Origin of the sequence: Pseudovibrio sp. FO-BEG1, from assembly GCF_000236645.1 — a bacterium.
Taxonomy (GTDB): Bacteria; Pseudomonadota; Alphaproteobacteria; order Rhizobiales; family Stappiaceae; genus Pseudovibrio.
Window position 1 is genome coordinate 4,101,518 of record NC_016642.1, and the last position, 21,223, is coordinate 4,122,740.

At 53.1% G+C, this 21,223-nt stretch carries 22 protein-coding genes; 13 read left to right on the forward strand and 9 right to left on the reverse strand.

Annotated features, from left to right (window positions below):
- Positions 1–4: 4 nt before the first annotated feature.
- Together PSE_RS18360 and PSE_RS18365 are read right to left on the reverse strand one after the other, a co-directional pair.
- Positions 5–1,219, reverse strand: coding sequence for an NAD(P)/FAD-dependent oxidoreductase (locus PSE_RS18360; RefSeq protein WP_041768666.1), 1,215 nt, complete (start codon positions 1,217–1,219; stop codon positions 5–7).
- Between the two features lie 353 nt (positions 1,220–1,572).
- Positions 1,573–2,250: a cysteine hydrolase family protein gene (locus PSE_RS18365; RefSeq protein ID WP_014286217.1), complete on the reverse strand. Its 678-nt coding sequence runs from the start codon at positions 2,248–2,250 to the stop codon at positions 1,573–1,575.
- Positions 2,251–2,443: 193 nt separating this feature from the next.
- On the opposite strand from PSE_RS18365, the gene PSE_RS18370 reads away from it, so the two are divergent.
- The 3 genes from PSE_RS18370 to PSE_RS18380 are packed head-to-tail and all read left to right on the forward strand — an operon-like array spanning position 2,444 to position 5,066.
- Positions 2,444–3,748 (forward strand): SDR family oxidoreductase, encoded by a 1,305-nt coding sequence (locus PSE_RS18370; protein ID WP_014286218.1) that lies wholly within the window; start codon positions 2,444–2,446, stop codon positions 3,746–3,748.
- Positions 3,745–4,233 (forward strand): DUF2269 domain-containing protein, encoded by a 489-nt coding sequence (locus tag PSE_RS18375; protein ID WP_014286219.1) that lies wholly within the window; start codon positions 3,745–3,747, stop codon positions 4,231–4,233. The genes PSE_RS18370 and PSE_RS18375 overlap by 4 nt, the downstream gene beginning before the upstream one ends.
- A 35-nt stretch (positions 4,234–4,268) precedes the next feature.
- A complete protein-coding gene (locus PSE_RS18380) occupies positions 4,269–5,066 on the forward strand; it encodes a hypothetical protein (protein ID WP_014286220.1) in 798 nt (265 codons plus the stop codon).
- A 91-nt stretch (positions 5,067–5,157) separates the two neighbouring features.
- On the opposite strand, the gene gatA is transcribed toward PSE_RS18380, so the two are convergent.
- The 3 genes from gatA to PSE_RS18395 all read right to left on the reverse strand — a co-directional run bounded on the left by gatA (position 5,158) and on the right by PSE_RS18395 (position 8,318).
- A complete protein-coding gene (gene gatA, locus PSE_RS18385) occupies positions 5,158–6,639 on the reverse strand; it encodes an Asp-tRNA(Asn)/Glu-tRNA(Gln) amidotransferase subunit GatA (protein WP_086003622.1) in 1,482 nt (493 codons plus the stop codon).
- Positions 6,640–6,666: 27 nt separating this feature from the next.
- A complete protein-coding gene (gatC, locus tag PSE_RS18390; RefSeq protein WP_008552959.1) occupies positions 6,667–6,954 on the reverse strand; it encodes an Asp-tRNA(Asn)/Glu-tRNA(Gln) amidotransferase subunit GatC in 288 nt (95 codons plus the stop codon).
- Between the two features lie 143 nt (positions 6,955–7,097).
- Positions 7,098–8,318 carry an MFS transporter gene (locus PSE_RS18395; RefSeq protein ID WP_014286221.1) on the reverse strand — a complete coding sequence of 407 codons (1,221 nt, stop codon included), beginning with the start codon at positions 8,316–8,318 and terminating at the stop codon, positions 7,098–7,100.
- Between the two features lie 81 nt (positions 8,319–8,399).
- On the opposite strand from PSE_RS18395, the gene PSE_RS18400 reads away from it, so the two are divergent.
- The 4 genes from PSE_RS18400 to PSE_RS18420 all read left to right on the forward strand — a co-directional run bounded on the left by PSE_RS18400 (position 8,400) and on the right by PSE_RS18420 (position 11,447).
- Positions 8,400–9,365, forward strand: coding sequence for a GlxA family transcriptional regulator (locus tag PSE_RS18400; RefSeq protein WP_014286222.1), 966 nt, complete (start codon positions 8,400–8,402; stop codon positions 9,363–9,365).
- The gene (locus PSE_RS18405; protein ID WP_014286223.1) at positions 9,365–9,916 is read left to right on the forward strand and encodes a TetR/AcrR family transcriptional regulator; all 552 of its coding nucleotides are present in this window, start codon (positions 9,365–9,367) and stop codon (positions 9,914–9,916) included. The genes PSE_RS18400 and PSE_RS18405 overlap by 1 nt, the downstream gene beginning before the upstream one ends.
- Positions 9,917–10,105: 189 nt before the next feature.
- Positions 10,106–10,579 carry a YHS domain-containing (seleno)protein gene (locus tag PSE_RS18410; RefSeq protein WP_008552995.1) on the forward strand — a complete coding sequence of 158 codons (474 nt, stop codon included), beginning with the start codon at positions 10,106–10,108 and terminating at the stop codon, positions 10,577–10,579.
- A gap of 394 nt (positions 10,580–10,973) precedes the next feature.
- Entirely contained in the window at positions 10,974–11,447 is a 474-nt protein-coding gene (locus PSE_RS18420) for a YHS domain-containing (seleno)protein (protein ID WP_008552977.1), read from the forward strand.
- A 165-nt stretch (positions 11,448–11,612) separates the two neighbouring features.
- On the opposite strand, the gene PSE_RS18425 is transcribed toward PSE_RS18420, so the two are convergent.
- Both PSE_RS18425 and ung read right to left on the reverse strand, forming a co-directional pair.
- Positions 11,613–12,350 carry a metal-dependent hydrolase gene (locus PSE_RS18425; protein WP_014286224.1) on the reverse strand — a complete coding sequence of 246 codons (738 nt, stop codon included), beginning with the start codon at positions 12,348–12,350 and terminating at the stop codon, positions 11,613–11,615.
- Between the two features lie 134 nt (positions 12,351–12,484).
- Complete coding sequence (gene ung, locus PSE_RS18430; RefSeq protein ID WP_083841588.1) at positions 12,485–13,162, reverse strand: uracil-DNA glycosylase; 678 nt, start codon at positions 13,160–13,162, stop codon at positions 12,485–12,487.
- 143 nt (positions 13,163–13,305) lie between these two features.
- Between ung and ruvX the strand changes: the two genes are divergently transcribed.
- Positions 13,306–13,803: a Holliday junction resolvase RuvX gene (gene ruvX / locus PSE_RS18435; RefSeq protein WP_014286226.1), complete on the forward strand. Its 498-nt coding sequence runs from the start codon at positions 13,306–13,308 to the stop codon at positions 13,801–13,803.
- A gap of 163 nt (positions 13,804–13,966) precedes the next feature.
- Entirely contained in the window at positions 13,967–14,905 is a 939-nt protein-coding gene (locus PSE_RS18440) for an AEC family transporter (protein ID WP_014286227.1), read from the forward strand.
- Here the strand turns inward: PSE_RS18440 and PSE_RS18445 are convergent.
- Positions 14,890–16,545, reverse strand: coding sequence for an acyl-CoA dehydrogenase family protein (locus PSE_RS18445; RefSeq protein WP_014286228.1), 1,656 nt, complete (start codon positions 16,543–16,545; stop codon positions 14,890–14,892). The genes PSE_RS18440 and PSE_RS18445 overlap by 16 nt on opposite strands.
- Positions 16,546–16,679: 134 nt before the next feature.
- On the opposite strand from PSE_RS18445, the gene PSE_RS18450 reads away from it, so the two are divergent.
- The 4 genes from PSE_RS18450 (at position 16,680) to dprA (ending at position 20,897) form a co-directional block, all read left to right on the forward strand.
- Positions 16,680–17,639 carry an aspartate carbamoyltransferase catalytic subunit gene (locus PSE_RS18450; protein ID WP_083841589.1) on the forward strand — a complete coding sequence of 320 codons (960 nt, stop codon included), beginning with the start codon at positions 16,680–16,682 and terminating at the stop codon, positions 17,637–17,639.
- A gap of 13 nt (positions 17,640–17,652) precedes the next feature.
- Complete coding sequence (locus PSE_RS18455) at positions 17,653–18,957, forward strand: dihydroorotase (RefSeq protein ID WP_014286230.1); 1,305 nt, start codon at positions 17,653–17,655, stop codon at positions 18,955–18,957.
- A gap of 123 nt (positions 18,958–19,080) precedes the next feature.
- Complete coding sequence (plsY, locus tag PSE_RS18460; RefSeq protein ID WP_014286231.1) at positions 19,081–19,698, forward strand: glycerol-3-phosphate 1-O-acyltransferase PlsY; 618 nt, start codon at positions 19,081–19,083, stop codon at positions 19,696–19,698.
- 5 nt (positions 19,699–19,703) lie between these two features.
- Positions 19,704–20,897, forward strand: coding sequence for a DNA-processing protein DprA (gene dprA / locus PSE_RS18465; RefSeq protein ID WP_014286232.1), 1,194 nt, complete (start codon positions 19,704–19,706; stop codon positions 20,895–20,897).
- Positions 20,898–20,909: 12 nt separating this feature from the next.
- Here dprA and PSE_RS27330 read toward each other — a convergent pair whose 3' ends face one another.
- A complete protein-coding gene (locus PSE_RS27330; RefSeq protein ID WP_158309194.1) occupies positions 20,910–21,047 on the reverse strand; it encodes a hypothetical protein in 138 nt (45 codons plus the stop codon).
- Positions 21,048–21,223: the final 176 nt, after the last annotated feature.

Sequence of the window (21,223 nt, forward strand, 5' to 3'; positions counted from 1 at the left end):
TGGATCACGCGCCGATCAGACGATCAGCGCCCATGGAACCCAGAGCCAGAGAACTGGTCAGGCCCGGACTTTCAATGCCCATGTAAGCCAGCAGACCCGGAATACCGTGTGTCTCTTCACCCCAGATCGCAAAGTCAGCCGCTTCCGCACCCGCAGGCACCAGCTTCGGGCGAATGCCGGAATAGTCTGCCTGCAAACTGCCATCTGCCAGATCCGGGTAGTACTTGCGGATTTCAGAATAGAACCGCTCACTGCGCGCTTCATTCACCTCATAATCAATCTCGTCGATCCACTCCACATCAGGCCCAAACCGCGCCTGATTGCCCATATCGAGCGTCAGGTGAACACCAAGTCCGCCCGGCTCTGGCACAGGATAGATAAGATGAGAGAACGGCGCATCGCCTGGAAGACTGAAGTAATTGCCTTTGGCGTAGTAGAGCTTTGGCACTTCGCGGCGCATATGCCCCGCCAGCTTGGAGAGCATCTTGTTGGAATGCAGACCCGCCGCAATAACCAGCTCGTGGCAGGTGATCGCATAGCCATCCTTCATAAGAACGGTGAAGCCGTCGCCTTTGAAGTTCTTGGCCGCAAACTCCTCGTGCTCTTCATCATCCATATGCTCATCAGCCGCTTCCAGATCTTCTTCCACCAGAATGTCGGCGCCCATCAACTCACTTGGACGCATTCCGGTTTCAATCTGAGTGACTTCTGTCCCAACAACAACAAGCCCACCATGCGCTTCTAATCCACCCTGAAGAGCCATCATGTACGCATGACTATCCACAATGCCTGTGGAAGGAGAAAATAGGGCGCCCTTACACGCAAGATGCGGCTCAAAGCCCTGCGCCTGCGCTTCATTGAGCATCAAAAGATCTTCAACACCATTGGCGGCAGCGCGTGCGCGAATGCCATCCAACATGGAAACCTGACTTTCCTCAGTCGCCACAATCAGCTTGCCAACGCGCTTATAAGGCACACCATATTCCTCACAGAAGGAATAGAGCATCTCCTTACCTTGCACACAAGCCTTTGATTTCAATGAATCTTTTGGATAGTAAATCCCGGCATGGACAACTTCGGAGTTACGGGCACTGATTTCGGAGCCGATGATCTCATGCTGTTCCAGCACAATAACTTCTCGTCCCCTGCGCGCCAGTTCATATGCCGCGCTCAAGCCTACAACTCCTGCACCGATTACGATGCACTCAACGTCTGCCATGCTATTCCTGTTTGCTCTTTTATTGTTGGGAGACAGACCCATAGCACATTACGCAGCAATCTAAACAATATACCCACAGCCTTTCCCGCATTAATCCCCAAGGCAAATGTGTATATTTTGAGGCACTATGTCTTGAAACGGCAAAACACCCAATATCTAGTAGGCAGCATAATATACCAGCATTCTGCCCATCCGCATTCATCCACAACCGGACTTGCCGCTTGGACAGACAAACAAAAAAGCCTGCGCGGGACGCAGACTTTTCCAGAGCACATGTAGTGCGCATGTTAATAATGTGCAACAGGCACACTAAAGATAAATCAGAGACCTACAGCATATCTAGGCAAACTGCATCAGTGGGTCTCTGCAAGCTCCACCGACTTCACCATTCGCACGCCCTTTCCAGCCAACTCTGTCCGGCAACCTTCCCAGGCCTTCGGATCAATGGAGAGCACAGCGTCTTCCACCAGCTCCACCTCATAGCCTCGGCCCAACGCCCCAAGTGCCGTGCTCTTCACACAGTAACACCCATCAAGCCCGGCAATCTTCAATCGCCCCACATTATGCTTTTCAAGTAATGCCACCAGCTCCTCACTAGCAAACGCATCCCCCACACTCTTCACAATATCCGCATCCGGCTGAAAACTAAGTCGCTTGTCCAACACCAATCCCTCTGAGCCTTTAGTGCCTAGCCCCTCTCCAAGCAAACCAATCAGGAAGTTGGTGTAGCTCCCTTCATAAATAAGCCGCGTGGTGATCACAGCCTCACCCCGAGCCTGCGCCTCTGCCGCCAACCTGTTAATCCGCTCAATCCGTTCATCAACAAACGACATCGGCCACTGCCGCGCCTTGGTGTTCTGAGTGAAGTCTTCCTGCATATCCAGCACCAACAAGGCTGCCTGATCCCGCTGCACCTTATCAATCACCTCACCCTGGATCGGCCCCTGCAGACGCATCAAACGCTGCGCAGTGTAGCCAAGCCCCACCGCAAGCACCAGAACCACAAGCCCAACCGCACTCCAAACACTCATCCACGCCTCCAAATTAGGTTTGAGCAAGCCCAGACCGCTTCTTCAACTCATGCTCTTCCATATCCTCACCAAACCACCCAATATTGATTCTGTCAACTCAGTTGACAAATTAGATGTAAGCGCACTGCAAATGCTCGTGCTAGGCTGCCTGTGTAATGTGTGAGTCTCTTTTTCGTTTACTTAAAGCTCTTTCATGACCACCCGAAAATCAGCAGTCGTCCTCGGCGCGTACGGCTTCATCGGCGCAGCCTGCGTCAAACACCTTCAAGCAGCAGGATTTCACGTCACCGGCGTTGGCCGATCACGATCTGCAGCACACCAAACCTTCCCGGACATCCCGTGGCACATCCTCAACATCGCCCAAGCCACCACCGAAGAGTGGCAAGAGATTTTCCAAGGTGCAGACATCATTATCAACGCCTCCGGCGCTCTTCAGGATTCTGCGAGAGACAATCTGGAGGCAATTCATGTTCAGGCGATCGAGCGGATCTGTGAGACGTTAAAAGACACGGATAAACGCTTCATCCAAATCTCCGCTGCAGGTGTAAGCCTTGAGGCCTCCACCCATTTCTTCCGCACCAAAGCAAAAGGAGATGCTCAGATCCAGAAGCAACTCCCCCACGCATTCATTCTGCGCCCAGCTCTCGTCATCGGCCCACAAGCCTACGGCGGAACGGCCCTCCTGCGAGCAGCAAGTGCAATGCCACTGATTGGCTTTAAAGTGTTTCCCGATAGTCAGATCCAATGCATCTCATTGAATGACTTGGCCAAAGCCGTCACCCAGTGCGCCCTTGGCAATATTCCCGATGGCACAACGGCAGACCTCGCAGAAGAAACACCGCAAAGCTTCTGGCAACTCACAAAAGCAATAAGAAGCTGGCAAGGTTTCCCAGAATGGCGCTATGCCGTAACAACGCCAAACTGGCTTCTGACAGTGACAAGCAAACTGGCAGACATGCTCGGCCACCTCGGCTGGCGCTCTCCACTGCGTAGCACCTCCGTTGAAACACTGCGGGATGGCATTCTCGCCGACACGTCAAACTGGAAAAATGCTGGCGGCTTCACCTGTAAAACACTTCAGGAAACACTCACCGATCTACCCAGCTCCACTCAGGAGCGCTGGTTCGCAAGGCTCTATCTCCTGCTCCCACTGACCATCACTTGCCTCTCTTTATTCTGGCTTGCCTCCGGCATCATCGGAGCCATCCAACTCAATGAAGCACAAAGTGTCCTGCTGGAAAGAGGATTCCTGCCAACGTTCACCCTGCTTCTCGTTTTAGGTGGCAGTTTGGCTGATATCACCCTTGGAACCTTAATCCTGTTCCGCAAAAACACACGCCTAGCCTGCCTCGGCATGATCGCTGTGACACTCGGCTATCTGGGCGCTGGAACAATATGGGCAACTGACCTCTGGGCTGATCCGCTTGGCCCCTATGTCAAAACGATCCCCGCCATGATCCTTGCCCTCTTTCCCATTCTGCTGCTGGAGGAAAGATGACCTACGAGTTCCTCAAATTCCTGCACATCATCGGTGCGTGCGTCCTCATCGGAACTGGGGCAGGCATTGCGTTCTTCATGGTAATCGCCGCCAGAACGCTGAACGCCGCTGCAATCGCGCACACAGCAGGAACGGTTGTCATCGCCGACACACTCTTCACCGCCACAGCTGTGATCGTTCAACCCATCACCGGATATCTGCTGGCAAAAGACGTTGGCTGGCCACTAACCGAGGGCTGGATCCTGCTCTCACTGGCACTTTACGTGCTTATTGGCGCATTCTGGCTGCCAGTGGTCTGGATACAAATCCAACTCAGAAACCTCGCCGCAACAGCAGTCGAGACAGGGGCGCCTTTACCACCCCGCTACCACACCCTCTACCGCATCTGGTTCGCCTGTGGTTTTCCCGCTTTCATAGCAATTCTTGGGATCGTCTGGCTGATGATTGCGAGGCCCGAGATTGCAATTAGCTCAACACACTTATAGGTTGCAATGCAAGCAAACTCTTGCAAGGCACCAGAATGAACAAGCAGCCCGCAATCACAAAACTAAATGAAAAAATAGACACCGCTCGTAAACTAACCAAGTCATATCAAGATGATAAATTTGAAGCATGGCAACATACGACCAAGGTGCTCATTAAGAACTTGTTTCCTAGTTCCGATAGTCATTTAAGGCGGTTCGAGAGCATTAGTTACTCTCCAATGGTGATAACAACTAGTTCCCCCTCATCTATTTGGGCGGAGGCGAGGAATGATGGGTTGAGCCAAGCCATTAACACCTTGGCAGCATTCGTTGATGAAATTGTGGAGTTTTGGGAAGATAGCGAACCTCAAAGCTCAACTGCAATACCTATCCAAGCTTCACAAGATCCAGTTGAGATGCTGATAGACGGCTTCCACAAATTCGCTCGTCAATTAAGACGTCGGCACAACAATCGCGCAACAATCAAAATCGATGACGAATATGATGTGCAAGATGCGTTACACGCGCTCCTAAAGCTTTTTTACAAAGACATTAGAAATGAAGAATGGACTCCCAGTTATGCAGGTGGCTCCGCAAGAATGGATTTTCTTCTCAAGGACGAAAAGATCGTCATTGAAGTTAAAAAGACAAGAGACACATTGAAAGATAAAAAAATCGGAGAGGAGCTACTGATTGACATCGCTAGATACAAAGCTCACCACGATTGCAATCACCTCATTTGCTTTATTTATGACCCTGAAGAATTGATTACAAATCCAACAGGGTTAGAGAGCGACCTATCAGGCATGAAAGACGGATTAAAAGTGAGTGTCTTTATCAGACCAAGTCACTAAATTAGCATCGAAAACCATCGCTTTAACAATGTTAAAAAGGCCCCGGATCTCTCCGAGGCCTTTCTTATTTCACAACAGCAAGCGCTGAGGCTTATTTGCTCCACCAGTTGGCGGAAGGCTCGAAGCGGCCAGCGGCCTGTTCGATGACTTCGCCAACCTGGAACAGGGTGCCTTCGTCGAATGGTTTACCGATCAGCTGCAGGCCCAGTGGCAGGCCGTCTTTGTTGAGGCCAGCTGGGATGGACATGCCTGGTACGCCAGCCATGTTCGCAGTCACGGTGAACACGTCATTCATGTACATGGTCACTGGATCAGTGATCTCACCCGGAGCAAACGCAGCATCTGGGGTGGTTGGTGTCAGGATTGCATCCACACCGTCTGCCCACGCATTGTCAAAGTCCTGTTTGATCAGGGTACGAACCTTCTGCGCCTTCAGGTAGTACGCGTCATAGTAACCTGCAGACAAAACGTAGGTGCCAATCATCACGCGGCGCTTCACTTCATCACCAAAGCCAGCTGCACGAGTGTTCTCATACATCTCTACAATGTCGTTGCCCGGTACACGCAGACCGTAGCGAACACCATCGTAACGCGCCAGGTTGGAAGAAGCTTCCGCTGGTGCAACGATGTAGTAAGCAGGCAGAGCGTACTTGGTGTGCGGCAGAGAAATCTCGACGATCTCAGCGCCAGCTTCCTTCAGCCATGCAATGCCCTGCTGCCAGAGCGCCTCGATCTCCGCTGGAATACCATCCATGTGGTACTCTTTAGGGATACCGATCTTCATGCCCTTGATGGACTTGCCAACGAACTCTTCGTAGTTCGGCACAGGCGCATCAACAGAAGTGGTGTCTTTTGCATCTACAGAAGCCATGGACTTCAGCAGGATCGCGTTGTCACGCACAGTACGGCCAATCGGACCAGCCTGATCCAGAGAAGACGCAAACGCAACCATACCCCAGCGAGAGCAACGGCCATAGGTTGGCTTGATGCCAACAGTACCGGTCAGCGCTGCAGGCTGACGAATGGAACCACCGGTATCAGAAGCTGTTGCAGCAGCACAAAGGTGCGCAGCAACCGCAGAAGCGGAACCACCAGAAGAACCACCAGGAACCAACGCAGTCTCAGTGCCATTGCGGCGCCAAGGGTTTACAACATTGCCGTAAAAGGAAGTCTCATTGGAAGAGCCCATCGCGAACTCATCCATGTTCAGCTTACCCAGCATCACAGCGCCGTCGTCAAACAGGTTCTGCGTTACGGTGGACTCATACTCTGGCTTGAAGCCATCAAGGATATGAGAACACGCCTGAGTGTGAACACCTTTGGTCGCGTAAAGGTCTTTAATGCCGAGAGGAATACCTTCCAGCGGACGCGCTTCACCAGCAGCGATTTTTGCATCAGACGCTTTAGCCTGCTCACGGGCAATATCACCAGTCACAGCAACATACGCATTCAGCGCTTCATTGCCGGACTCGATAGCACCCAGGTAGCTCTCAGTCAGTTCAGTTGCGGTAAAGTCGCGGGCAGCAAGCTTGTCGCGCGCCTCTGCGATCGTCAGTTTGGTAAGATCAGTCACAGTCATTATCCTTGTGAAATCGGGCGCTTATTCAACAACTTTAGGCACGGTGAAGAAGTTGTCTTCATGTACCGGAGCGTTGGAAACAACCTTGTCCGCATAACCGCCATCGGTCTGGCCATCTGCGCGCTTTTTCATGGACTGCTCAACAACAGAGGTCATTGGCTCAACGCCCTCAATGTTCACTTCGTCCAGCTGCTCAACAAAACCAAGGATCGCGTTCAGCTCACCAGTCATTTTCTCTGCCTGCTCGTCATCAACCTTGATGCGAGCCAATCCGGCAACACGTTTTACGGTGTTCAGATCAACCGACATGTTTCACTCCGAAATTACGGGGGCAAAAGACTGCCCTCCTCGAACTCTGGCAATGAGCTATAAACACAAAAAAACAGCAGAACAATCACTGCCCTGCTGTTCATCCCTCATATTCTCATCATTACGGAACTGAATAGTACCGATTATTGAGTAGCATATGCAGGTGATCTACTGCGAACGCCCGACACCACAAGCCACAGCGCAAGTGCAAGCAACAGCGGTAGGGCTGAGAGTGAAAGGCCTTCCCAACCAACCGTGCTGTACAAGATACCCGTTGAAAGAGCAGAGATCGCGGAGACCAATGCCACCACAGAGTCATTGGCGCCTTGCGCAAGAGGCGCATCTTCCGGAGCCACAACTTCAACCAAGCGAGATGTTGCCCCAATAAACCCGAAGTTCCAACCAATACCGAGCAGGATCAAGGCCACATAGAACGCCCACAGTTCAACACTCAGCGCTCCAATCACGCCAGCTGCCGCCAACATCAGCAGACCCAACACCATCACGGAAGTCGCTCCGATCTGGCGGATGATATAGCCCGTCACAAAGCTCGGCCCGAACATAGCCACCAAATGCCAGCGGATCACATCACTGGATTGCCCAACGGAGAACCCACAGTACTCCATGGCAAGTGGTGTAGGAGACATCTGCATGGTCATAAAGCCAAAGGATAGCCCGGCGCAGGCTGTTGCACTCCAAACCGCAGGTCTGCGCAACACTTTCAAGGACTCCACAAATCCTTTGCTTTGGCCAGAGTTTTTCAAGACCGGCGGCAAACGTAAACCCAAAACGGGCAGCGCACCAACCACGGCAACACCCGCTAAGGCCATATAGCTGCCAACAAACGGAATAACGCCGCCAACATCCTTCACAACCCCAACAAGGCTTGGCCCCAACAAAGCTGAGAGCAGCCCCATGGACATGCTCAGAGAAATCGCCATGGGCTTCCACTTTTCGCTGGCACTATCAGACGCAGCAAAACGCATGAAGGTATAAGCCGCGGTCGCGATCCCCAGCAGAACATGACCGGCCAGCAAAACAACGAACAGATTGGCATAGAGCGCATAAACACACAGCAACGAGCCAACAATGCTTAAGCCAACGCCCAGCAAGATGCCTTTCTGCCGACCATAGCGCCCCATAAACAATGAGATTGGTGTAGCAAACAGGAAGTTGCCGAACATCTGCAGCGCCAGTGGTACAGTCGCCATGGTGGGATGCGGCGCAAGATACGACCCAGCAAGCGCGCTGATCGCAATCAGAATAGGCATCTGCATGGATAGGATTGCCGTTGCAATCAAAATGAGCGGAAAGTTGCGGGCTCTATACGTTGCCCCCTGCTCCGCCACCTCAGAAAGTCCCATAGTAATTCCTCGAAGAAACTTTGACGGCCTTGACAATACCGCCTACAACAATTGGCAGTTAGGACATTCAAGCTTCAAATCATGCCAAACACGCACCTAGAGCAACATCGTCATATTGATGCACTCGTGTATCACGGTATCAACCTTCTGGATCTGGCGGGCCCTATGCAGGCTTTCTGGACGGCGGACAGTTATCGACCCAATTATAAACTCAGGATTCTTTCCGCTGACGGACAGCCTATAGAAACGCAGCCCGGGATCAAGATTGCAGTTGATGGAACGTTTGCCGATTGGAACCCAGACGCAGACCTCCTCATCCCCGGTGGCCGCATTGATAAAGAGCTGGGCAGTGGCCCCCTCCGCCCACTGCTTAAAGAAGCTGCAGCAAGAACAAATGGAGAGCGCATCATCTCCATCTGCTCGGGTGCTCTCATTCTGGCAGACTCCGGTATTCTGGAAGGCAAACAAGCCAGCACCCATTGGAGCCGCGCATCCACAGCACAATCAGAGTTTCCTGATGTGGACTGGCAGCTCAATCAGCTCTTCGTCAACTCCGGCAACATCTATACTTCAGCAGGTGTCACAGCAGGCATCGACCTGACTCTGCACCTTATAGAGAAAGACCTTGGCTCAGCTATCTCACTGAAAACGGCTCAAGAACTGGTGGTCTATCTGCGCCGCAATGGTGGACAAGCTCAGTTCTCCTCCGCTCTCTCCCTGCAAGCCGCCGGACAGTCCAACATCGCCAAACTCTCAGAAATCATCCTGTCCGAGCCGGAAGCAGATTGGACCATCGAGAAAATGGCACAATCCGCCGGTGTTTCAACCCGCACACTGCATCGCCGTCTGAAAGAAGATATTGGCGCCACACCAGCCCAGTTCGTGGAACGCTTGCGACTGGACCTTGCCAGAACCGCCTTACTCAAACGCAGCTCTATCAAACAGGCAGCTCATCTTTCTGGTTTCGGTCACATTCAAAACCTTCGCCGCGCCTTCCAACGCAACTTCGGCATCACGCCCTCTGAGTACGTGGAAAGGTTCTCCTGATGCCAGAGCAAACCACCAAGCGAGGTCGGCCGCAAAACACAGAGCTCACACGCCAGATCCTCAGCACAACCCTTAACACTCTGGCAAAAAACGGCTATCACGGCACCTCTACCCAGCAGATTGCAGAGCTGACTGGCACATCCAAGCAGGCCCTCTACCGCCGCTGGCCCAACAAGGCAGCACTGGCGCTTGAAGCCTTGCGCTACGGGTTCCGGCAAGTGCCACCAGTCTATCCGGGCATGTCGTCTTTTCAGAACGATCTGCTGGAAGCAGTCACTGGCATTCTGACAGCCCTCCACGATACGCCTTTGGGCACTGCATGGCTCACCTTGCTGGCAGAACCTTCGTTAGCGGAGGAACTTACCCTGATTGAGGGCGAGCAACGCACCCACTTCAGACAGATATTCGTCTACTGGAACACCACTGCATCTATGGAGGCGAGCATCGACCAACTGCTCGGTTTTGTGTTTTTCACCAGCCTCGTCCGTGGAAGAAAACCGTCACTACGTGAAATTACAGAGTTAATTCAGAGCGTTATAAGCCGATCATAAAAAGTAAAAGCCGCTCTCCTCTTGGTGAAGACACTTGATTGGCACTTGTACACCCTCCTGAGGCAATAAGATTGCACCTCGCAAGAACGGGCAATTTCCGCGGGCCGAGGTTGTCGAGCAAACACAGCATTCTTCCTGACCTAGCTTTGTTTGTGCGGCGAAATTCATTGTTTCATTGAGGGTAATATAATGAAAATCAAATCCATCGCTGTTGCAGCAGCCATTGCAGGCGCTGCCCTGTCCGCAAGCACATTCGGTGCATTCGCTGATGAAATCTCCACTTACACCTCTGGTGGCTACGCAATTGGCGGCACCGATCCAGTTGCATATTTCACTGAAAACAAGCCTGTTCAGGGTAAAGCAGAATTCACCGCGCAATACGACGGCGTAACCTGGAAATTCTCCAGCGCTGAAAACCGCGACAAGTTCGTTGCTGACCCAGTCAAATTCGCTCCTCAGTACGGCGGCTGGTGTGCAGTTGGCGCGTCCTTCGGCAGCAAGCTTGAAACCAAGCCAGAGCTCTGGGACATCGTTGACGGCAAGCTCTACCTCAACGCTCACGATGGTGCAGTAAAGCGCATGCAGTCCCGCACAATCGAAACCATCACCAATGCAGATGCGAACTGGGTTGATATCCGCGACGTTCCTGCAGACAAACTCTAAGTTTCCATCAGCGCATATGCTGCAGGTAGGCGATGCCTAGCGCCTATTCCGATATCTCCCCAATTCTCATGGCAGCATATGCGTTGAGCCCTAGAGAAAGCCGCAGATCTTCTGTGGCTTTCTTTCGTTTTGAGACCTGTTCCTCGAAGAAACCAACCTCACAAAATTGCTCAGCACCTTCAGCAAGTTACCCCGTTCCGCAAATGCCTTGCAGCGAGTAATCCACGGTCTCACAACCAGTTCGCAAAACGGTGATGAAGCGTTATTGGCCTTCCTCCCGCCATTCCCGCATATTGAATTCAAGACATAGATAAAAACAGGTGCCTCCCCATAAGCACCTGGTAAACCAAACAGGCCAGACTTGGCTTTACATATCAGCCCGAAGGAGTTGCCCATGCCGATCAAATCTTCAGTTCTTGCAGTTGGACTTGCCCTGTCAGCAATTGTAACTGTTCCGATGACGGCAATGGCCGATGAAATTACCAACTTCGTGGAAGAAGGTTATGCAATCAAAGGAACAGACCCTGTTGCTTACTTCACTGAAGGCAAGCCAGTCGCAGGCAAAAAAGAGTACTCCACGCAGTATCAGGATGTGACCTGGCTGTTCTCATCTGCAGAAAACCTCGACAAGTTTAAAAAGGATCCGGCTAAGTACGCGCCTCAGTACGGTGGCTGGTGTGCAACTGGTGTGAGCTTCGGAGTGAAAATTCCGATCCAGCCAGAGCAGTGGAAGATCGTTGACGGCAAACTTTACCTGAATGCCCATGCAGGTGCCCAGCGTCACTTCCTCAAAGACCCGAACGCTTCCATCGCCCGGGCAAATGAAAACTGGCCAACGATCATTCACACGCCAGAAGCTGACCTTTAAGCGAACCCAACCCAAGCTCCCTTGAAGGCCCATTCCAGTCACGCGTGCCCCCAACAAAGCGTGACCCCGCGGTGAAAGCAAAAAAACGCGGAATGTGTCCCTTTCAAACTCAAAAGGCCTCAGTTCACGCTGAGGCCTTTTCTTGTTTAAGCAGTGCGTAACCAGTCAGGACGCTGTCACATTGTTATTCACCGTCACCGTTTCACCCGGCTTCAGCTCAGCCACACGAAACGCATCATCTCCCATACATTCAGTAAACTGATCCGCACTCTGATCGAGGATTGGAAAGGTGCCATAGTGGCAAGGAATAATAGTCTGGAACTCAAAGTAACGCTGACAGGCCATAGAAGCTGTCCGCCCTCCCATGGTGAAGCGATCACCAATCGGCACGATACCAATTTGAGGCCGGTAAATCTCGTTGATCAGCTCCATATCGGAGAAGATATCCGTATCCCCCATATGTAACAGTGTTGGCTCATCCTCAGCCATCACCACCACACCTGCCGGGTTCCCCAGATACACATCCGCAATGCTGCCTTCAGTATCAAAAGAACAAGCAGAACTGTGCACTGCGTTAGTTAGCGCAACCCCGAATGGCCCCATGTTCACGCAGCCGCCGTGGTTCATGGGATTGATCTTCTCAATCCCCTTATCCTGCGCCCACATGCAAATTTCCCAGTTTGCGGTCAGTGTCGCACCGGTGGCTTTCAGAATCTCGATGGTATCGCCCACATGGTCATCATGGCCGTGGGTCAAAAGCACGTGGTCCACACCTTCACTGGCCTGCTCAACGCTCATCCCTTCAGGAAAGCTCGGATTGCCAGACAAGAACGGGTCAATCAGCAATGTTGCCCCGGGAATGTGAACCTTGAAAGCAGAATGGCCCAGAAACTGTAAATCCATGCTACCAATCCCCCTATGCGGTACGCCAAAAACCGGCGCCCTCCATGATGACTAAAATATTATCTAGACTAGTAGGGATTTGGTTACACAACCCTTAAATGTAACTAATCAAAGGCAAAACACCGACAATGCCTCTAAGAGATCTGCCAGTCGATCTCCTTAAGGCCATGTTCCTGCAAGTACGCATTGGTTTTTGAGAAAGGTGCTGACCCAAAGAAGCCGCGCCGGGCAGAAAGTGGAGATGGATGCGCACTCATCAAAACCAGATGCCTGCTCTCGTCAATCAGCTCCAGCTTCTTCTGCGCATGTGCCCCCCACAGGATAAAAACCAGATGCTCCCGTGTTTCTGAAAGGCCTTTGATCGCAGCATCTGTGAACGGCGCCCATCCTTTCTTGGCATGAGATCCAGCCTTCGCCTCCTCCACGCTCAAAGACGTGTTCAGCAACAACACACCTTGCTCTGCCCAATGGGTCAGACAGCCATGAGAGGCCGGAGCAAATCCAAGATCACTCTCCAGCTCTTTGTAGATGTTGCGAAGAGACGGAGGCAGCTTGACGCCTTTGCGAACCGAAAAGGAAAGCCCATGCGCCTGTCCTTCTCCGTGATAAGGATCTTGCCCAAGAATAACCACGCGCACATCACGCAGCGCAGCAGCCTCAAAGGCTGCATAACAGTCCGCAACAGGAGGATAGATTGTTTTGCCTGCAGCAGCTTCCGCATCCAGAAAGGCCTGAAGCTTCTGAAAGTATGGCTTCTCCATCTCAGGAGCCAAAATACCTTGCCATCCCGCTTCAAACTGCACCTGTGTCACACCTGTCTCCACCTGTTCCTTGGTCTTGTGCCCATACCTTTACCAGAACAGCCGCCCATCAGTTCTTCTGGAAACAGCATGTCCCCGAGAAAAATATGGATTACCCGCTTGGCGTTGATCGCAAGCCGTGCTAACTCGCCGCCATGGCAAATGATCCTTCACTTTCTCTCGAAGATTTCTGCGACGCGCTTTACGACGATGATCGCCTGATCGGCATTGACCTTGGCACCAAAACCATTGGTCTTGCTCTCACCGATTCCGGTCGTCAGATCGCTTCACCGCTGGAAACCATCAAGCGCAAGAAATTCACGCAAGATGTCGAGCGTCTGCTCGATCTTTGTCATGAGCACGGTGTCTATGGCCTTGTCATCGGCCTCCCCCTCAACATGGATGGCACCGAAGGCCCACGCTGTCAGGCAACCCGCGCCTTCGTACGCAACCTCGCCCAGAAGACGGAAATCCCAATCACGTATTGGGACGAACGCCTCTCAACAGCAGCTGTGACCCGCACACTCATCGAAGCCGACCGTTCCCGCGCCCGCCGCGCAGAGCTCGTCGACAAGATGGCCGCCACATACATCCTGCAGGGCTTCCTCGACCGCGTAAACTACGGCGGCACCTCGCTCTTCGACGAAGAGTGAGCACCTGCGGCAACAACACTTGAGAAAATTTAAGGCGCCCTGCGCTTTACCACTCTGCTTTTTTCAGGCTACGTGAATAGACGGATACGCGCATCAACGCGCTCTTTCTCCATCCACTTGCTAAGACAGTTTTCGTCTGAGCAACAGCCTGAAAAGCACACGCATGTTTTCTGCCCTGTCAGCCATCATCTCTGTCCTGCTCCTCACAGCCACAGGATGGTTCCTCCGCCACCGCAACCTCATTCCAAGAGAACGCTGGAGCGGCATGGAAGATCTGGCTTACTGGGTTCTGTTCCCCGCCATCATCCTGATCAACGTGGGAACCTCTGACTTTTCAGCGATGCCGGTCATCGAAATCACCATCTCAGTGCTGGGAACCTTCTCAATACTGGCTGTGCTTTGCCTCGTTTTACAGCCAGTCCTTAAACAGAAATTTGAGATCTCGGGCCCTCGCTTCACTTCAATCTTTCAGGGGGTCGTGCGCTGGAATGGGTTCGTCGCCATGGCGATTGCAGCCAACAGCTTTGGGGATGAAGGTGTGGCATTAGTCGCTGTGATCATGGCAATTATGATCCCGGCGGCAAACCTGCTTTGCGTGCTGATCCTGTCCATCTATGCAGGTGGCTCTGCACCCTCTCCCAAATTGCTGGGAAGAGAGCTGATCAAGAACCCCTTCATCATCAGTGTGGCAGCGGGTGGATTGATCAACGCCTCTGGCGGCCAGATCCCTGAAGTGATCGCCAACTACCTGACATTTCTGGGAAGTGCTGCTCTACCGATTGCAGTGCTATGTGTCGGCGCCGCATTGGATCTGGGCGCTCTGCGTCGTCCCGGCCCAGCGCTCACATCCGCGCTGCTTCTACGCAATGTACTCGCACCAGGCATTGCTCTCAGCTTCGCACTCACACTTGGGCTTGACGAAATCTCAGCAACCATCGTCACGCTGGTCTTCTCAGTTCCAGCAGCTGGCGCGAGTTATGTTCTGGCAAAAAAAATGGGCGGCGATGCTAAACTGATGGCCGAAATTCTGACCCTTCAGACAGTCGCCGCCGCAATCACTATTCCAGCGTGGTTATTGGTCGTGGCTTACTTGATTGGGTAAAGCCACTCCAGAATGCCCATCGCATCATAACGCGCATCCAGCATGCCATAGCTTGAACGCCACTGGCCTGCCATGCGGGTTTCGATAAACGCATTGGCAATCGCAGCAGGAGCAACCTCCTTCAGCGCTGCTGCAGCAGCTGTAATCGCCAGCTGTTCAGTCAGCAAACGTGCACCGCCCTCGTCTTCGAGACAGGTACGCGCAGCAGCCTGCAGCACTTCAACAGAAACCTTGCCAGCAGGTCCGAGATCTGCTTCCAGCATGCCCAGAACGTTCATGAAGCTGTCTGGTGTACGATGCATTGCCCGCAGCAGATCCAGCGCCATGATGTTGCCGGAACCTTCCCAGATGCTGTTCACAGGAGCTTCACGGTAGATACGGGCCATATCGTGGTCTTCCACGTAGCCATTACCACCCAGACATTCCATCGCCTCAGCCGCAACGTTCTCTGCGCTCTTACAGATCCAGTATTTAGCCGCTGGTGTGATGATCCGCAGGAAGTCAGCTGCCTGACTGTCCTCACCTTCCTGATCCATGCAATGCGCCAGCTTAAGCGCAAGCGCTTCACTGGCTGCCATATCGAGCGACATATCCGCCAGAACACGCTGCATCAAAGGCTTCTCAATCAGACGCGCACCAAACGCACTCCTGTTGGAGGTGTGATGAACCGCTCTTGAAATCGCCGCACGCATAAGCGCAGCTGAACCAATGCAGCAGTCAACACGGGTCGGCGTCACCATCTTCAAAATGGTCTTAATGCCCTTACCAGCTTCACCAACAAGGAAGCCGACAGCATTATTGAACTCAACCTCGGAAGACGCATTGGACTTATTGCCAAGTTTGTTCTTCAGGCGCTGGAAGTCCAGCCCATTCACTTCACCGCTTTCAAGAATACGCGGCACGAGGAAACAGGTCGGTCCTTCATCCAGTTTCGCCAACACGAGGAACGCATCACACATAGGTGCGGAGAAGAACCATTTGTGGCCATTGATCACGTAAGTATCGTCGGAAACTTTTTCCGCACGAGTGATGATCTGGCGCAGGTCAGAACCACCCTGCTTCTCGGTCATACCCATACCAAGGCTGACGCCCATCTTCTGGCTGGCAGGCCGGAAACGCTGGTCATACTTGCGGCTTAAAATACGCTCATTCCAGACTTTGGCAAGCTCAGGAGCCTGTGTCAGCGCCATGGCAGACGCATTGGTCATGGTCACCGGACAAAGATGCCCGCCTTCCACCTGGCTCATCACGAAATACTTGCGGGCGCGGTTATAAAACGCACGATCTCCACCCGGCTCCATGGACTCGACGGACGCACTGTGCAGGCCAGCTTCAAACGAGCGGCGCATCAGCGCATGGTAGGAAGGGTGGAACTCGACAACATCAAGGCGGCGACCATATGGATCGTGTGTTTTAAGCACCGGTTCATTAACATTTGCCAATCTGCCCAGATCCAGTGCATCTGCGGCTCCACACTGCTCACCAAACTTGATAAGCTCTTCGCGTGCAGAATCGTTGGACCCTGTACCACCCAAATCAGCAAGGAGAATTGGATCACTCTCGGCAAGGTTGTACCCACAATATGGCGGGGCCTGATTGATCACCCCTGTCGTCATAGTGGCTTGTGAAACTTTATCCATTTTTCCTCCCGCGAGTTGCCCCAGCGATTTTGATAGGTTACCGCGCACGTTGCAACTGCGATTTGCACAATAAAAACTATACATCCGTTGAGCTCTTTACGAACTCGGTGTTTCTGCCTATAGAAGGGTCTTCGATGAGCAAGAATATCACACATCGATCCTCAGCGTTCCCGCATCGCCATCTCCTCGGTATCGAGGGATTGCAGCCTCCCCACATTAATTACCTTTTGGACCTTGCCGACGAAGCCGTCGAAGTCTCCAGACAGGTAGAAAAGCAGAAAGCTGTTCTGCGTGGGCGAACGCAAATCAACCTCTTCTTTGAGGCTTCCACCCGCACCCAATCTTCTTTTGAGCTTGCAGGCAAGCGTCTGGGCGCGGATGTGATGAACATGTCGGTCTCCACCTCATCGGTGAAGAAAGGGGAAACCCTGATCGACACAGCTGCAACCCTGAACGCAATGCGTCCTGACTTGCTGGTTGTTCGCCACCACGCCGCAGGTGCAGTTCACCTGCTGGCTCGCAAAGTCGGTTGCGCGGTCGTCAACGCCGGTGACGGCCCTCACGAACACCCAACTCAGGCTCTGCTGGATGCCTTGACCATCCGCCGCCACAAAGGAACCCTCGGTGGTCTGACAGTAGCCATTTGCGGCGACATCCGCCATTCCCGCGTCGCGCGCTCCAACATCATCCTTCTCTCCAATATGGGAGCCCGCGTGCGTGTCATAGCTCCCTCTACACTACTGCCCTCTGGTATTCATAGTATGGGCGTAGAAGTATTCACAGACATGCGCGAAGGACTTAAGGGCTGCGACATCGTCATGATGCTGCGTTTGCAACGCGAACGTATGAGCGGCGCCTTTGTACCATCTGTTCGTGAGTATTTCCGTTACCACGGTCTGGACGCAGAAAAGCTCTCCTATGCAAAGCCTGATGCTCTGGTCATGCACCCCGGTCCAATGAACCGCGGGGTGGAGATCTCAGCAGAAGTCGCGGATGGCCCGCAAAGTCTGATCCGCGAGCAAGTGGAGATGGGCGTTGCCATTCGCATGGCAGTGCTTGAAGCTCTCGCTCAAAACCTCCCTGACAACGTGTAAGAAGGACAAGCGCATGATCAAGAATGTGAACCCGCTGGTCCTGACAAACGCCCGCATCATTGACCCCGCCAACGGTGTTGACGAAGCCGGTGCAGTGTTCGTTCAGGACGGAAACATCGTCGCCGCTGGTGCAGATGCCCTCAATCAAGGCGCTCCGGAAGGCGCAAAAACCATCGACTGTAACGGTGCTGTCGTCGCTCCTGGCCTCATCGATATGGGCGTCAGCGTTGGTGAACCCGGCGCAGAACACCGCGAAACGCTGGAAAGCGCCAGCCGCGCCGCAGCCATCGGCGGCGTAACCACCATCCTCACCAGCCCAAACACGGACCCGGTGATCGATGACCCTGCTCTGGTGGACTTCATGCTCCGCCGCGCCCGCGACACAGCCATCGTCAACGTCCACCCAATGGCCGCCCTCACAAAAGGGCTCGCTGGCAAGGACATGAGCGAGCTGGGCCTTCTCAAGGAAGCAGGCGCAATTGCCTTTTCCAACGACAGACTGCCAATCACCAACTCCTCCGTTCTGGTCCGCCTGTTGACCTATGCCCGCGACTTCGACGCGCTGGTGGTCCATCAGGCGCAGGACAAGGATCTGGCAGGCTCCGGTGTCATGAACGCAGGCTTGCGCGCGTCATGGCTGGGTCTGGGCGGCATCCCACGCGAGGCCGAGTTCGTCGCAATCGAACGTGACATGCGCCTCGTTGCCATGGCGAAGGGCAAGTATCACGCCCGCCTGATCTCCTGCCCGCAAAGTGCAGAAGCCATCCAGAAAGCCAAGAATGAAGGCCTGAATGTGACGGCAGGCATCTCCATCAACCACCTGACGCTTAATGAAAACGACATCGGCCCTTACCGGACCTTCCATAAGATGTCGCCTCCACTGCGTACGGAAGATGATCGTCAGGCTATGGTCAAGGCACTGGCAAACGGCACAATCGACATCATTATGTCCGATCACAACCCACAAGATGTGGAAACTAAGCGTCACCCCTTTGCAGAAGCCGAAGATGGTGCTTTAGGGCTGGAAACAATGCTTGGAGCTGGAATGCGCCTCGTTCTGAATGAGGACATCTCACTCTCCAAACTGCTTGCAACAATGACCTGCAATCCAGCGGACCGTCTTGGTCTTCCTGCCGGTCGCCTTTCCAAAGGCGCACCAGCGGACCTGATCATCTTCGATCCGCAAAAGCCATGGATTGTAGAAAAAGAGAAAATTCGGTCCCGTTCAAAGAACACGCCTTTCGAGGATGAAACTTTAACAGGCCGGGTTTTGACAACCATTGTTGCAGGCGGCATCCTAGATCATGACGCAATTTAACGCGCTCTTCTGAACAGCCTCAAAAGCTCAGAACAGATCCCGCGTTACGCAAGAAAGTTTAAAGCAGTGTGCTCAGCCAGGCGGCAAGGCACACTGCTTTAATGCAACAACTGGAGAACACCCGTGCCTGATCCAATCAGCTGGTCCCTTGATTTACCCTACTATCTGGCTGCATTGGCCTTTGGCTATTTACTAGGCTCCATTCCGTTTGGCCTGCTCTTCACAAAAATGGCAGGTCACGGCGATATCCGGAACATCGGTTCTGGCAACATCGGCACCACCAACGTGCTGCGCACCGGCAGCAAAAAACTGGCTGCCCTCACCCTGCTTTGCGACGCCCTCAAAGGCACGGTCGCCGTTGTTCTCATCAGCCTTTACATGGGCAATGATGCAGCCCTGATCGCAGGTCTCGGCGCATTTCTCGGCCACCTTTTCCCAGTTTGGCTGAAGTTCAAAGGCGGCAAAGGCGTTGCAACGTATATCGGCATCCTGCTTGGCATCTTCTGGCCCGTTGGCGTTATCTTCATCGCCATTTGGATCACCACCGCTTACATCACCAAGTTCTCATCCCTGTCAGCACTGGTAGCAAGCCTTGTCACTCCCTTTATTCTGCTGGCTTTCGATCAATGGCAAATTGCGCAAATGATGGGAATACTCAGCATATTGCTATGGGCAAAACATCACGAGAACATTGCCCGCCTGCTGAAAGGCAAGGAAAGCAAGATCGGTTCCAAGGGATGAGTTGAATGGAGACAGCCACCAAAAGCCGGGCACCACACCTAAGTGACACCCAACGGCTCGCGTGGCTTCGTCTTATACGCTCCGAAAATGTAGGTCCAAGAACCTTTCGTGAGCTTCTCAATCATTTCGGTTCAGCACAGGCAGCACTCGATGCCCTGCCAGAACTCTCAAGAAGAGGCGGTAAGAAATCTTATCGCCTTTTTTCAAAGGACAAAGCCGAAGCAGAACTGGCTGCTCTTTATAAGATTGGCGCTCGCCTCATCGCTTTAGGCGAGCCAGCCTACCCACCTCTCCTCAGGCATATAGACGCGCCGCCACCTTTACTGGCTGTTCGGGCCAGAGATCCGCTCCAGCAAGAACTCACCGGAACGCAGAAAACTCTTGCCATCATCGGCGCCCGCAACTGCTCCGCGGCTGGAGCCAAGTTTGCTACCCAGCTAGCAGGTGAACTATCAACTCAAGGCTTCACGATTATCTCCGGCCTTGCCCGCGGCATCGACAGCGCCGCACACCATGCCGCACTGTCATCCGGCACCATCGCAGCCTTCGCTGGCGGCATCGACACCGTCTATCCCAAAGAAAATCTGGAACTTTTTTCATCCATGATTGCCACCAATGGTGCCGCGATTTCCGAAATGCCCATCAGCTGGCAGCCGCGAGCACGAGATTTCCCCCGCCGCAATCGTCTAATCTCGGGAATGTCATTGGGTGTCATCTTAATTGAAGCCGCTGAAAAATCCGGCTCTCTCCACACCGCCCGCTACGCCTTGGAGCAAAACCGCGAAATCCTGGCAGTCCCCGGTTCACCTTTGGATCCGCGCTCTGTGGGCGCCAATAAACTAATCCAGCAAGGCGCTGCTCTTGTACAATCTGTCGATGATGTACTGGATATCATGGAGCCCAAAATCTCCATGTCTCTGCCCTTACATCAGGGCATTGAGGAGCCTGCAATCAACTGGCCCGAGCTGGACAGCCCTGACACCAACAGCCCATCTCCCCCGCTCAACGCCAACGAACAGGACAGGCAAGCAGTCATCGATGCCTTAAGCGAAACACCCATAGATCAAGACGAACTGCTGCGTTTCACAGGCGTTTCCTTGCAAACGCTTCAGCTCATCCTGTTGGAAATCGAACTGGCTGGGCGACTGGAACGGCACAAGCCCAACAAGCTTTCCATGATCCACGCAGGCACCACATAATAATGTGGGTGATCACTCCGCGTCCAAAGTTGCATCGGTCAGCTCAGTGGGCTCATCTTCCTCTGAAACTTTACCAGACCGCGCTTCAGCTTCCTTCTGCGCAAGCAGCAATAAGTACCCAAGCAGATCCAACCTGTGAGTTCGCGCCATGTCACTCAATTCACGACACATTTTGGCGCAGTACTCGGCTACGTCACGTGTTTCGATTGTTCTGTCATTTTTCGGCAACGGGTAATTATGCAAGCTTTTTAACCTTCTTATGCAACCATGACACAAGCCTCAGATGGCAAAAAGCGCTTTGCAATCTGAGGGTTATAGCAGTTAAT